The organism is Aeromicrobium phragmitis (assembly GCF_003674095.1).
GTDB lineage: Bacteria > Actinomycetota > Actinomycetes > Propionibacteriales > Nocardioidaceae > Aeromicrobium > Aeromicrobium phragmitis.
Window position 1 is genome coordinate 58,958 of sequence record NZ_RDBF01000004.1, and the last position, 14,045, is coordinate 73,002.

The following is a 14,045-nucleotide window of genomic DNA, read 5'->3' on the forward strand; positions in this document are numbered from 1 at the left end:
GGTAGGCGAGAGGGCGCGTCACGCCGAGCGATCGTCCACAGCGAGGGGTGGAGCCGAAAGAAACAAGCAGGGTTGACTGTTTGTTTGATTCGGGGCAGGCTGAGCGCGTGCGAACCATCCGTGTCGGCAACTGCTCCGGCTTCTACGGCGACCGGTTGTCGGCCATGCGCGAGATGCTCGAGGGCGGTCCGCTGGACTACCTCACCGGCGACTACCTGGCCGAGCTGACGATGCTCATCCTCGGCAAGGACCGGATGAAGGACGCCGAGCTCGGCTATGCCAAGACCTTCCTGCGTCAGTTGACCGACTGCCTCGCCCTCGCCAAGGAGCGCGAGGTGCGCATCGTCGCGAACGCCGGCGGTCTCAATCCCGCGGGTCTCGCGCAGCGCATCCGCGACGTCGCCGCGGAGCAGGGCGTGGAGGTGGTCGTCGCGCACGTCGAAGGAGACGACCTCGTCGCCAGGGCCGGCGAGTACGGGTGGGACGGCGCCCTCACGGCCAACGCCTACCTCGGCGCCTTCGGGATCGCCGAGGCCCTGCGGCGCGGTGCCGACATCGTGGTGACCGGACGGGTCACCGACGCCTCCGTCGTCGTCGGGCCGGTGATCGCCGAGTTCGGCTGGGGCCGCGACGACCTCGATCGGCTGGCCGGTGCGGTCGTGGCCGGGCACGTCATCGAATGCGGCGCACAGGCCACCGGCGGCAACTTCTCGGGATTCGCCGACATCGACACCAGCCGCCCGCTCGGCTTCCCGATCGCTGAGGTGGCCGAGGACGGCACGAGCGTCATCACCAAGCACCCGGACACCGGAGGGGCCGTCACCGTCGACACCGTCACCGCGCAGCTGGTGTACGAGATCGGCGGACCGGTCTACCTCAACCCCGACGTCGCGACGCGCCTCGACACGATCCGCCTCGACCAGGAGGGCGACGATCGCGTGCGCATCAGCGGCGTCCGAGGACAGGCTCCGCCGCCGACGACCAAGGTCGCGCTCAACAGCCTCGGCGGGTTCCGCAACCAGGTGGAGTTCGTCCTCACCGGGCTCGACATCGAGCAGAAGGCGGCGTGGGTGCGCGGGCAACTGGAGGAAGCGCTCGCCGACGTCGCCATCGACGAGATCTCGTGGGAGCTGGTCCGCACCGACCGGTCCGATCCCGCGACCGAGCCCGAAGCCGCGGCCGTCCTGCGGTGTCACGTCAAGAGTAGCGACCCGAAGGCGGCCGGGCGGGCGTTCAGCGGTGCTGCGGTCGAACTCGCCTTGGCCTCGTATCCGGGCTTCCATGTGACCGCGCCGCCCAGCGCAGCATCGCCGTTCGGCATCTACCGCGCGGCCTATCTGCCGCAGTCCGAGGTGCCGCACGTCGTCGTCCTCGCGGACGGCACCCGTATCGACATCCCGCCGCCCGAGCACACCGCATCCGCCGCCCCGACGTCCCCCGCGAGTGGTGCGAATTCGTCGTCCGGCAGCCCGGATTCCCACGCGACTGCACCAGTCGCGGAGGGATCTGCACCACTCGGCGAGACCGTGCGCAAAGCGCTGGGCCGCCTCGCGTACGCACGCTCCGGCGACAAGGGCGGGGCGGCCAACGTCGGCGTCTGGATCCCCGCCGAGCACCCCCGGCGGGCCGAAGCATTCGCGTGGCTCGCCGAAACGCTCGACGCCGAGCGGGTCCGCGAGCTCCTGCCGGAAGCGGCCGACCTGCCCGTGACCGTTTACCCGCTGCCGAACCTCGCCGCCGTCAATGTCGTCATCGACGGGCTGCTCGGTGAGGGCGTCGCGTCCTCGACGCGCTTCGATCCGCAGGCCAAGGCCGTCGGCGAGTGGCTCCGCGCCCGCCTCGTCGACATCCCCCGCGAACTGCTCGTGTGAGGGCGAGAAGGAGATGTCGATGACCGACCGATGGGCCACCCCGGAACGGATCGCGCTGCGCGAGGCGGTGGCGGCGTTCACCCGCGACCGCATCGCCCCGCACCTGCCGCAGTGGGAAGACGACGGTCAACTGCCGCGGTCGCTGCATCGTGAGACGGCCGCGGCAGGCTTCCTCGGCATCGGTTTCGAAGAGAAGGTGGGCGGCGACGGCGGCGACCTGATCGACATCTCGATCGTCTCCGAGGCGATCGTCGAGAACGGCGGCTCGACCGGTCTGCTGGCCTCCCTCTACACGCACGGCATCGCGCTGCCGCACATCGTCGAGGCCGGCAATGCCGAGCTCATCGACCGCTACGTGCGCCCGACCCTCGCCGGTGAGCTCATCGGGTCGCTCGGCATCACCGAACCCGGAGGCGGCTCGAACGTCGCCGGCATCACCACGCGCGCGGCGCGCGACGGCGGGGACTTTGTCGTCAACGGCGCCAAGACCTTCATCACCTCCAGCGTGCGGGCGGACTTCGTGACGACCGCGGTCCGCACGGGTGAGGCGGGGCACGGCGGCATCAGCCTGCTCGTCATCGACACGGACACGCCGGGCTTCTCGGTCAGCCGGAACCTGCGCAAGATGGGCTGGCACTGCTCGGACACCGGCGAACTCGCCTTCGACGACGTTCGGGTGCCGGCCGCCAACCTCGTCGGGGAGGAGAACGGCGGCTTCTATCTCGTCATGCAGCAGTTCGTCACCGAGCGGTTGTCGCTCGCGGTGCAGGCCTACGCCACCTGCCAGCGGGCCCTCGACCTCGCCGTCGGCTACGCCCGCGAGCGGGAGACGTTCGGTCGCCCGCTCATCAGCCGGCAGGTGATCCGGCACAAGCTCGTCGAGATGCACCGACGCACCGAAGCCGCCCGTGCCTTGACGCGTCGGGCCATCGAACGAGCCGCCGACAGCGGCGACAAGACCGACCCGCAGCTCATCCTCGACGCCGCCATCGCCAAGAACCAGGCCGTCGAAGCCGTCGAGTGGGTCGTGAACGAGGCGGTGCAGATCTTCGGCGGCATGGGCTACATGCGCGAGTCCGAGATCGACCGGCACTACCGCGACGCCCGGCTGCTCGGGATCGGCGGCGGTGCCACCGAAGTGCTCAACGACCTGGCCGCGAAGCTGCTGGGGTACTGATGTTCGCCCGCCGGTGGATGCCGTCTCACCTCTCCCGTCGGGCGGTAGGTGAGGTCCCACCGCTCACGCCGCCCTGGGACCAGACCTACCGCTTCGGTCCGGGGAATCGGTACGACGAGGAAGGACGATGACATGAAGACCGCGATCGACCCGATGTCGCCGGCGTTCGAGGAGAACCGCGCTGCGATGCTCGAACGCGTCGCCGACCTCGCCGAGCAGCACGCCAAGGCGCTCGCCGGGGGAGGCTCGAGATACGTCGAGCGGCACCATCGTCGGGGGAAGTTGACCGCGCGCGAGCGCATCGAGCTCCTCCTCGATCCCGACTCGCCGTTCCTCGAACTGGGTGCGCTGGCCGGATGGGGCACGGACTTCGCGGTCGGCGGCTCGATCGTCACCGGCATCGGCGTCGTGGAGGGCGTCGAATGCATGATCGTCGCCAACGACCCCACGGTGAAGGGCGGCTCCAGCAACCCCGTCACCGTGAAGAAGGGGTTCCGCGCCGCGCAGATCGCCGCCGAGAACCGCCTGCCGACGATCAACCTCGTCGAGTCCGGCGGGGCCGACCTGCCGACCCAGAAGGACATCTTCATCCCCGGCGGCAAGTCGTTCCGCAATCTCACCGAGGCCAGCGCGGACCGGCGCCCGACGATCGCCCTCGTGTTCGGCAACTCCACCGCCGGCGGCGCGTACATCCCGGGCATGAGCGACTACGTCGTGATGGTCAAGGAGGGCGCCAAGGTGTTCCTCGGCGGCCCGCCGCTGGTCAAGATGGCCACCGGTGAGGAGTCCGACGACGAATCGCTGGGCGGCGCGGAGATGCACGCCCGCCAGTCCGGGCTCGCGGACTACCTCGCCGTCGATGAGCGCGACGCCATCCGGCTCGGCCGGCAGATCGTGCGCCGGCTCAACTGGCGCAAGCACGGCCCGGCTCCGGCGGGGGACTACGCCGAGCCGCTGTACGACCCGGACGAGCTGCTCGGCATCGTCCCGACCGACCTCAAGATCCCCTTCGACCCGCGCGAGGTCATCGCCCGCATCGTCGACGGCAGCGAGTTCGACGAGTTCAAGCCGCTGTACGGGCCGAGCCTGGTGACCGGGTTCGCGCAGCTGCACGGCTATCCGGTGGGCATCCTCGCGAACGCGCAGGGCGTCCTGTTCAGCGCGGAGGCCCAGAAGGCTGCGCAGTTCATCCAGCTCGCGAACCAGGTCGACACGCCGCTGCTGTTCCTGCACAACACGACCGGCTACATGGTCGGCGCCGAGTACGAGCAGGGCGGCATCATCAAGCACGGCGCGCAGATGATCAACGCGGTGTCGAACTCCCACGTTCCGCACATCTCCGTCGTGCTGGGTGCGTCCTACGGCGCGGGCAACTACGGGATGAGCGGCCGCGCCTACGATCCTCGGTTCATGTTCAGCTGGACCGGCGCCAAGTCCGCCGTCATGGGCCCGGCGCAGTTGGCCGGCGTGATCTCGATCGTCGCCCGGCAGGCGGCCGAGGCCAAGGGCCAGCCCTACGACGAGGAGGGCGACGCCCAGATGCGCGCCTTCGTCGAGCAGCAGATCGAGAACGAGTCGCTCGCGTACTTCACCTCCGGGCTCGGCTACGACGACGGCGTCATCGACCCGCGGGACACCCGCACGATCCTCGGTGTCTGCCTCTCGGCCATCCACAACGCCCCGGTCGAGGGCGCCCGCGGCTACGGGGTGTTCCGCCTATGACCGCGCGTGATCGGACGGCGACCGGCCTTGCGTCATACGTTTCGAGGGCCGGAGCCCTCAGAACGTATGACGCAATGAGAAGCGAGTGCCCGATGACAGGAGGTCGACGATGATCCGCAGTGTGCTGGTGGCCAACCGCGGCGAGATCGCCCGCCGGGTGTTCCGCACCTGCCGCGACCTGGGCATCGCGACCGTCGCCGTCCATTCCGACGCCGACGCCGACGCCCCGTTCGTGCGCGAGGCCGACCGCGCCGTCCGACTGCCCGGTGATGCCCCCGCCGACACGTATCTGCGCGGCGATCTCGTCATCGAGGCCGCCCGCCGCGCCGGTGCCGAAGCGATCCACCCCGGCTACGGCTTCCTGTCCGAGAACGCCGACTTCGCTCGCGCGGTCGAGGACGCGGGTCTCACCTGGATCGGCCCCACGCCGGAGTCGATCCAGGCGATGGGCAGCAAGATCCGGGCCAAGCAGATCATGGCGCGCGCCGGCGTCCCGATCCTCGACGTCGACCTCGACGGGGTCACCCCCGCGGAGTTCCCCCTCCTCGTCAAGGCATCCGCGGGAGGCGGCGGACGCGGCATGCGCGTCGTGGAGTCGCTCGACGAGCTCGACGCCGAGCTGGCGAAGGCGGAGGCCGAGGCTCGGTCGGCGTTCGGCGACGGCACCGTGTTCGTCGAGCCGTACCTGCCGCGTGCGCGCCACGTCGAGGTGCAGGTGCTCAGCGACGCCCACGGACGCACCTGGGTCGTAGGCGACCGGGACTGCTCGATCCAGCGCCGACACCAGAAGGTCGTCGAGGAGGCTCCGGCACCGAACCTCTCGGACAAGGCGCGCACCACATTGCACATCGCCGCGCGGGCGGCGGCCGAAGCCGTGCGGTATCGCGGCGCCGGAACCGTCGAGTTCCTCGTCGACGGCGACCGGGTGTTCTTCCTCGAGATGAACACCCGGCTGCAGGTCGAGCACCCCGTGACCGAGTGCGTCACGGGCCTGGACCTGGTCGCGTTGCAGCTCGCCATCGCCGAAGGCCGGCCCCTTCCCGGGGACGCGCCGCCGTCTTCCGGGCACGCCGTCGAGGTCCGCCTGTACGCCGAGGACCCCGCCGACGACTGGGCGCCGCAGACCGGCATCGTCCGGGCGTTCGACCTCGACGGGGCGCGCTTCAGCGTGCCCGAGCGGTACGGCATGCGAATCGACTCGGGTGTCGAAGCGGGTAGCGGCGTCGGCATCCACTACGACGCCATGCTCGCCAAGCTCATCGCGTACGGACCCGATCGCCAGACGGCGCTCCGGATGCTCGAGGGTGCACTGCGCCGCGCACGGGTCCACGGCCTCACCACCAACCTTGACCTGTTGCGAGCGATCGTGAACGACGAGGACTTCGCCGCCGCGCGCCTCAGCACCGCGCTGCTCGACGAGCGGCTCGACGCGTGGACAGGTGCCGGTGACGACCATGCCGTCCGCAAGGCCGCTCTGGCGGCGGCCATCGGCCAGGCGACGCAGACCGCCGCTGCCGCCCGCGTCCTCGCGCGGATTCCCGCCGCGTGGCGGAATGTGCCGAGCCAGCCGCGCGTCCGGACGTATCGCCGCGGCGACGCGGAGTTCGCGGTCGCGTATGCGGCCGAAGGCCGCACCCTCGCCTCGCGCTGGCTCGAGGGTGTCGAGGTCGTCGACGCGATCGGCGATCGCGTGATCCTCGACGACGGTGGCGTGCGCGAGAGCTATCGGGTGACCGTGGGCGATGGGGCGGTGGACGTCGACGGCCCGGTCGGCGGGTTCGGCTTCGAGGTCGTTCCCGACTTCGTCGACCCGGCCGACGTGGTGGCGGAAGGTTCGCTGCTCGCGCCGATGCCCGCCTCGGTCACCTCCGTCGCCGTCGAACCGGGGGCCAAGGTCGCCAAGGGCGACCCCGTCGTCGTCCTGGAGGCGATGAAGATGCAGCACACGATCGCGGCACCGACGGACGGTGTCGTCGCCGAACTGGCGGTCACTACCGGCCAGCAAGTCGAAGCGGGCGCCGTGCTCGCGGTCATCGAGGAGGATGGGGCATGAGCGCGTTCGTCGAATCCGAGGAGCGTCGCGCGCTGCGCAAGGCGGTGCGCGACCTGGGCCGCAAGTACGGCGAGTCGTACTTCTACGCCGCGGCCGACGAGGGCCGCAAGACCACCGAGCTGTGGAGCGAGGCCGGCAAGCTCGGCTACCTCGGCGTCTCGATCCCCGAGGAGTACGGCGGTGGCGGCGGTGAGATCGGCGACCTCGCCGCCGTCTGCGAAGAGCTCGCCGCCGCGGGCTGCCCACTGCTGCTGATGGTCGTGTCGCCGGCGATCGTCGGCACGGTCATCGCGCAGTACGGCACGGAGGAACAACGGCACCGCTGGTTGCCCGGCTTGGCCGACGGCAGCGCGACCTACGCCTTCAGCATCACCGAGCCCGACGCCGGCTCCAACTCGCACAACATCGCCACCACGGCGCGGCGCGACGGCACCGACTGGGTGCTCAAGGGCGGCAAGACCTACATCAGCGGCGTCGACGAGGCCAGCCACGTGCTCGTCGTGGGCCGGACCGAGGATGCCCGGACCGGCAAGCTCAAACCCGCGCTCTTCATGGTGCCGACCGACGCCGAGGGCTTCACCTGGCGGGAGATCGACATGGGGCTGACGTCCCCGGAGAAGCAGTTCACGCTGTTCTTCGACGACGTCCGGCTGCCCGCCGATGCGCTGGTGGGCAAGGAGGACGCAGGCCTCGACCAGCTCTTCGCCGGCCTGAACCCCGAGCGCATCATGGCCGCCTCGATGGCCACCGGCACCGCGCGCTGGGCGCTGGGCAAGGCGGTCGCGTATGCCAAGGAGCGCGACGTGTGGGGCAAGCCGATCGGTGGGCACCAGGCGATCGCGCACCCCCTGGCCAAGCTGCACATCGACATCGAGATGGCCCGATTGCTGACCCAGAAGGCCGCCGCGTTGTACGCCGACGGTGACCTGCTGGCCGCGGGAGAAGCCGCGAACATGGCCAAGTACGCGGCCGGAGAAGCCGCGTGCGCGGCGGTAGATCAGGCGATCCAGACGCACGGCGGCAACGGACTGGCGACCGAGTACGGTCTCGTGCAGTCGCTCGTCGCGTCGCGGCTCACCCGGATCGCTCCGGTCAGCCGCGAGATGGCCCTCAACTTCGTCGCCCAGTTCTCCCTCGGCCTCCCCAAGTCCTACTGACCGCACGCGTTGAGTGTGACGTTTCGCAGCCGAAATGGGCGATTTCGCCTGCGATTCGTCACACTCAACGAGGAAGGAACCCCATGACCGAGCTCGTGCACCTTGAGGTGGCTGACCGGGTCGCCACGATCACCCTCGACAGCGAGCACAACCGCAACGCGCTGAGTCGCCAGCTCGTCACCGAGCTGGGGGAGCGGTTGACCGCGGCCGAGCAGGACGATGCGGCGCGCGTCATCGTGCTGCGGTCGGCTCACCGGGTGTTCTGCTCCGGCGCCGACCTCTCCGAGGCGAAGGACGGCGCGATGGAGGAGGGCGCGCACCGGCTGGTCGCGCTGCAGCGGCAGATCGCCACCTCCGCCAAGCCGGTCGTGGTCGTCCTCGCCGGACCGGTCCGCGCAGGCGGATTGGGACTCGTGGGTGCGGCTGACGTCGTCATCGCCGCCGAGTCCGTGACCTTCGCGCTGACCGAGGTTCGGCTGGGACTGGCTCCCTCGGTCATCTCCCTCAGCCTGCTCACCCGACTGACTCCGCGCGCCGCGACCGACCTGTTCCTCTCGGCTCGGACCTTCGACGCCACGGAAGCGGCCGCGATCGGCCTCGTCACCCGAGCGGTCCCCGACGGCGAACTGGATGCCGCGGTGCGGGCCGCGGTGGGCGAACTCGTCGAGGGCTCGCCGCAGGGCCTGCGCGAGACCAAGCGGCTGCTGAACGCCGAGCTGGTCGACCGGATCGATCGCCACGGCGAGCAGGTGGCGCGCCAGTCGGCGGAGCTCTTCGGCAGCGAGGAGGCGCGCGCGGCGATGACCGCGTTCCTCACCCGCAAGAAGTAGCGGGACGCGAGGCGTTCGGGTCCTCCCGGTGTGGGAGCGGCAGCGTACAATCGATCGTTCGGACTGCCCTGTGGAGGAGATCGGTTGCCCAGCACTGAGGAGCGCGCGGAACTCGCGGCCGAGCAGGCCTACGTCGACACCGTGTACGAGCGCCTCGACGTCTCTGCCGACACCGCCCGAGCCCTCGTCACGGAGGGCATGGCGCGTGGCCATATCGGTCACGAGGGAGGCCTCGTGGAGCGTGACGCCATGGTCTATCAGGCGTCACGCCGGTTGTCGGCGCTGAACGCCGCGCACGAGGGGCTGGTGTTCGGCCGGCTCGACCTGCGCGACGGCGAGAAGCGCTACATCGGCCGGATCGGCGTGCGCGACGAGGACCGTGAGGTGTTGCTCGTCGACTGGCGCGCGCCCGCGGCGTCCCTCTTCTACCGCGCCACCGCGCAGGAGCCCGCGGGTGTCGTCCGCCGCCGGGTGTTGCGTTCGCGCGGCGATCGGGTCGTCGGCATCGAGGACGACCTGCTCGATGCCGAGCATGCGCCGGACGACATGGTCGTCATCGGCGAAGGGGCACTCCTGGCGAGCCTCAGCCGGGCCCGTGACGATGCGATGCACTCGGTCGTCGCGACGATCCAGAAAGAGCAGGACGAGGCGATTCGCGCGCCCAGCCGGGGCGCCACGATCATCGCGGGCGGCCCGGGAACGGGCAAGACCGTCGTGGCCCTGCACCGCGCCGCCTACCTGCTGTACACCGACCGCCGGCGGTTCGAGCGCGGCGGGGTCCTCGTCGTCGGCCCGTCGGCGGTGTTCATGAACTACATCGAGCGGGTGCTGCCCAGCTTGGGCGAGACCGCGGTGACCCTTCGGGCGATCGGCGAGGTCGTCGACGGCATCCGCGCGGGCGAGCACGACGTCCCGGAGGCCGCGGCCGTCAAGGGGTCGGCCCGGATGGCTACGGTGCTGCGGCGGTTGTCGCGGTCGCCGGTCGCCGACGCCCCGCGTGAGTTCACCGGCTTCTACCGCGACGCGCGCCTCCACCTCACCGGCGCCGACCTCAAGCGGCTGCGCCGCAGGCTGCTCCAGCAGGCGCCGCACAATCGAGTGTTCCGCCAGGCGCCCGCGGCCGTGCTGCAGGCGCTCTGGTCCCAGGTCGCCGCCGAACGCGCCCTCGAGAAGGGCGAGGACGCGTTCATCGACGCGATGATCGGCGACGCCCGGTTCATCGATTTCGTCGAGTCCTGGTGGCCCGAGGTCGATGCGGTCCAGTTGTGGCGGTCGATTCCAGAGCGCCTCGGCGAACTCGCCGCCGATCTGCTCACGAGCGAGGAGATCGCGACCTTGCGCCGCACGTGGAGCACGGACGCGCCGCGCATCGAGGACGTGCCGCTGATCGACGAGCTGCGCCATCTCGTGGGGGAGGTGCCGCCCGAGCTCGACCTCGACGCCGGCGCACCTCGCCAGCTCATGAGCTTCGAACGCCGTGAGCGGGAGGAGGCCGAGGAGCGACTCCGCACCACCTCGAGCATCGAGGACGACAGCTTCGCGCACATCCTCGTCGACGAGGCGCAGGACCTGTCCCCGATGCAGTGGCGGATGCTCGGACGTCGTGGCCGGCTGGCGAGCTGGACGATCGTCGGCGACGACGCGCAAGCCTCCTGGCCGCTGCCGGCGGAAGCGACCGAGGCTCGTGCCGAGGCGCTCGGCGACAAGCCGATCCACCGTTTTCGGTTGTCGACCAACTACCGCAACTCCGCCGAGATCTATGAACTCGGTTCGCGGGTGGCCCGCCGCACGATCGAGCGACCGGACCTCGCCGAAGCCGTGCGACGGACCGGCGTCGAGCCGCGCCACGAGCGCGTCGACACCGGACGACTCACCGCTCGGGCGCGCGCGCTGCTCGACTGGCTGCTCGCCGAGACCGCCGGTACGGTCGCCGTCGTGGTTCCGTACGCAGCGCTTTCGCAGTGGCAGCGCGAGCTGGGCGAGATCGCGCCCGACCGCGTCCGGCTGCTGACCGGCCTCGACACCAAGGGGCTGGAGTTCGACGGCGTCCTCGTGGTGGAGCCGGACGCCTTCGTGGCCGAGTCCCCGGCCGGTTGGCGCACGCTTTACGTCGTGCTCACCCGGGCGACGCAGCGGCTCGCGACCCTGGGCACGACCGACCAATGGTTGCAGGAGGTGTGATGGCGGGTCGCGTGCTGCGGATCGCCGCCCTCCTCGTCGTGGGACTGGTCGTCGGACTGTGGGTCGCTGCCGCCTCATTCCTGCACTCCGAGCGGTCCGTCACGCTCGGTGCGCACGCGGCCACGGTCAACGGAACGTTCGACGGCCACGCCACGGTGCAGGCCGGGCCGCTGCTGCCCGAGTTCCGGCTGCCCAGCAACGCACCCTTCGGCATCGGCGCGACGATCGTGCTGCACGACAGCCCGATCACGAACTTCGAGGAGATCCTCGCGCGTGACGCCGCGATCGCGGCCGCTCCCGAGGGTGAGATCGCCAAGGTCGAGGCGGAACTGCGCGACGTCGCGCTCGAGTCCGCGGTGAGGGGGCTGGCCGCAGCGGTCGCCACCGTGACGGCGATCGTCGTGGTGTGGCGGATCGTCGGACCCGAGCGCCGCGCCGAACTCGTCGCGTCCTGGCCGCCGAGCCGGGGTGCGGCGACCGTCGCCGGCACCCTCGCCGTCGTCCTGGTCGCGTCGGTGTGGGTGGCGCTTCCCAACGGGCGTGACCAGCGCAACGTCACCTGGGTGCCGATCGCCACCGAGTTCCCCGAACTGGACACGATCCCCGCCGACACCAGCGCGCTGCGCAGTGTCGAGGTGTCGAAGGGCGCCGCGGTCACGGGCGGCAAAGCGCTGCTCGACGGCGCGATCGCGACCTACAGCGAGTCGGTCGAGTTCTACGGTGACCTGGCGGCCAAGGTGGAGGACGTCGACGGCATTCGCGCTCCCGAGGGCGACGAGATCACCGCGCTCGTCGTCACCGACCGGCACGACAACATCACGATGGACCAAGTGGCCAAGGCGATCGCGGACCGCGCCGACATCTCGTTCGTCATGAACCTCGGCGACGACACCTCCAACGGCGCGAGCTGGGAGGACTTCAGCATCCGCTCCCTCGCCACCACCTTCGAGGACTACCCCGTCTACGCGGTCGCGGGCAATCACGATCAGGGCCCGTACATCCGCGAGGAGATGGAGCGGGCGGGTTTCACCGTGCTCGACGGGGAGATCGAGGAGTTCGAGGGCATCTCCCTGCTAGGGGACAGCGACCCCCGCAGCTCGGGCCTGACCGCCGGCTACACCGGCAACGAGGGCGAGAACATCGGCGCCATCGGTGAGCAGAGCGAGGCGCTCGCCGAGACCGCGTGCGAGGCCGACGAGCGCGTCGGCGTGCTCATGGTGCACAGCTCCGCCTCGGCGCGCGAGACGATCGAGCGCGGGTGCGCCGATCTCGTGCTGTCCGGCCACCTGCACCGGCAGGTGGGTCCGACGGAGACCGAGGGCGAGGAGGGCATCACCACGGCGCTGACGACGGCCTCGACCGGAGGCGCCGTGTACGCCTTCGCCCTGGGCAGCAAGCTGCGCCGCGACGCCCAGGTCACGCTGGTGACGTTCGACGACGGGCGGCCGGTCGGCTTGCAGATCGTCACGCTCAAGCCGGGCGCCATCATCGAGGTCGGCGACTACACCGAGCTCACCGTCAGCGACGTCGACGACGACACCGCCACCCCCGCACCCCAGTAGGCCGAACCGCTAGCGGGCCTCGCAGGGATAGGTGGTCGAGTAGGCCGGAGCGCTAGCGGAGTGCCGTATCGAGACCAGGTTGCGTGAGGTGTGGTCTCGATGCGCGTCTCGCAGAGCTCGCCGCTACTCGACCACCGAGGGGGAATAGGTGGTCGAGTAGGGAGGCCGGCCGCGGCCGAGCGTATCGAGACCACGTTGCGTGAGGTGTGCTCTCGATGTGCTTCGGTCAGGTGCAGCGGGCGAGGATGAGATCGCGGTAGGCGGCGGCGCAACGAACGACCTCGTCGATCGGCACCGACTCGTCGACGGCGTGCGCCCCGGCGATGTCACCGGGCCCGTACTGCACCGTCGGGATGCCCGCGCCGACGTACAGGCGCAGGTCCGAACCGTACGGCGCCCCAGCGGCCGGCGCTCCGGTCAGCTCGTGCAGCTGGTGGACGAACGCATGATCCGGCTCAGTCACCCCGGCCGCGAACCGCCCGCCGGACCAGGTCACCTCGATCGGGTGCTCCCGCAGCCAGGGGTCCGAGTCGCACAGCTCGGCGATGTGCGCCTCGAACAACGCCTCGGCCTCGGCGAACTCCTCCCCTGGACGGATGCCGTAGCGGCCCTCGGCTACGAGCCGGTCGGGCACGGTGCTCGCCCAGTCGCCGGCGTGGACGATGCCGATCGAGATGGGGAACGGCAGGGGGCCGAAGAGCGTCGGCACGTCGGCGTTCCGCTTGTCCTCGAGAGCGTCAAGGGCGGCGAGGACCCGCGGGAACAGGTCGATCGTCGAGACGCCCGACCGGCGCATCGAGCCGTGCGTGGCCGCGCCGCGGATCTCAAGGCGGAAGGTCAGCGATCCCGCGTTGGCGGTGATCAAGCGGCCCGCCGTCGGCTCGGCGATGAGGCACGCGTCGCCGGCGTGGCCACGGCGAAGCGTCTCGAAGGTGCCGAGTCCGCCGTCCTCCTCCGCGACGACCGTGTGAATCGCGAACGTGCGGGTGAGTGAGGCGTGGTCGACGGCTCGTGCTGCGGCGAAGATGGCCGCGACGCCGCCGAGCATGTCGCACGTGCCACGCCCGCGCCATTGCCCGTCGCGTGAGGTGAGCGTGAAGGGGTCGGAGTCCCAGAGCGCGATGTCCCCGGTCGGGACGACGTCCACGTGCCCGGCCAGGATCACTGCGGGCCGGTCGCTGTTCGTGGCCGCGACGCAGCCCCACATCTCCTCGCGCGCGACCTCTTCCCCCGGGTAGTCCGGCTCGGCCCGCACCTCGTCGAGGTCGACGCGCCAGTGGTCGACCTCGAGGCCGAGCGAGGTGAGACGCTCGGCGCACCAGTGCTGGATCGCCACCTCGGCCTCGCTGCCGCCGACCGCCCCGAAGCCCACGAGGGTGGCGAGATCGTCACGCAGAGCGTCCTCATCGATGTCCACGAGCCTCAGTGTGACAGCGCCCCGTCGAGAACGCGTTGAGTGTGACGTTTGGCAGGTAAAACCCCCGATTCACCT

Annotated in this window: 9 protein-coding genes; 8 read left to right on the forward strand and 1 reads right to left on the reverse strand. The window is 70.6% G+C overall.

The features are described from left to right. Positions 1–107: 107 nt before the first annotated feature. From D9V41_RS06770 to D9V41_RS06805, 8 genes are all read left to right on the forward strand, one after another. Positions 108–1,871 carry an acyclic terpene utilization AtuA family protein gene (locus D9V41_RS06770; protein ID WP_121793798.1) on the forward strand — a complete coding sequence of 588 codons (1,764 nt, stop codon included), beginning with the start codon at positions 108–110 and terminating at the stop codon, positions 1,869–1,871. A 19-nt stretch (positions 1,872–1,890) separates the two neighbouring features. Then, entirely contained in the window at positions 1,891–3,048 is a 1,158-nt protein-coding gene (locus tag D9V41_RS06775) for an acyl-CoA dehydrogenase family protein (protein ID WP_121794011.1), read from the forward strand. A 132-nt stretch (positions 3,049–3,180) separates the two neighbouring features. After that, positions 3,181–4,770: an acyl-CoA carboxylase subunit beta gene (locus tag D9V41_RS06780; protein WP_166375941.1), complete on the forward strand. Its 1,590-nt coding sequence runs from the start codon at positions 3,181–3,183 to the stop codon at positions 4,768–4,770. Between the two features lie 109 nt (positions 4,771–4,879). Beyond that, positions 4,880–6,823 (forward strand): acetyl/propionyl/methylcrotonyl-CoA carboxylase subunit alpha, encoded by a 1,944-nt coding sequence (locus D9V41_RS06785; RefSeq protein ID WP_121793799.1) that lies wholly within the window; start codon positions 4,880–4,882, stop codon positions 6,821–6,823. Beyond that, positions 6,820–7,980, forward strand: coding sequence for an acyl-CoA dehydrogenase family protein (locus tag D9V41_RS06790; protein ID WP_121793800.1), 1,161 nt, complete (start codon positions 6,820–6,822; stop codon positions 7,978–7,980). Before D9V41_RS06785 ends, D9V41_RS06790 begins: the two co-directional genes overlap by 4 nt. A gap of 83 nt (positions 7,981–8,063) precedes the next feature. Next, positions 8,064–8,810, forward strand: a complete 747-nt coding sequence (locus D9V41_RS06795; protein WP_121793801.1) for an enoyl-CoA hydratase-related protein — start codon at positions 8,064–8,066, stop codon at positions 8,808–8,810. 84 nt (positions 8,811–8,894) lie between these two features. Then, positions 8,895–10,991: a HelD family protein gene (locus D9V41_RS06800; RefSeq protein WP_121793802.1), complete on the forward strand. Its 2,097-nt coding sequence runs from the start codon at positions 8,895–8,897 to the stop codon at positions 10,989–10,991. Then, positions 10,991–12,553, forward strand: coding sequence for a metallophosphoesterase family protein (locus D9V41_RS06805; protein WP_166375942.1), 1,563 nt, complete (start codon positions 10,991–10,993; stop codon positions 12,551–12,553). Before D9V41_RS06800 ends, D9V41_RS06805 begins: the two co-directional genes overlap by 1 nt. 226 nt (positions 12,554–12,779) lie before the next feature. On the opposite strand, the gene D9V41_RS06810 is transcribed toward D9V41_RS06805, so the two are convergent. Next, entirely contained in the window at positions 12,780–13,970 is a 1,191-nt protein-coding gene (locus D9V41_RS06810; protein WP_243697181.1) for an ArgE/DapE family deacylase, read from the reverse strand. Positions 13,971–14,045 lie beyond the last annotated feature (75 nt).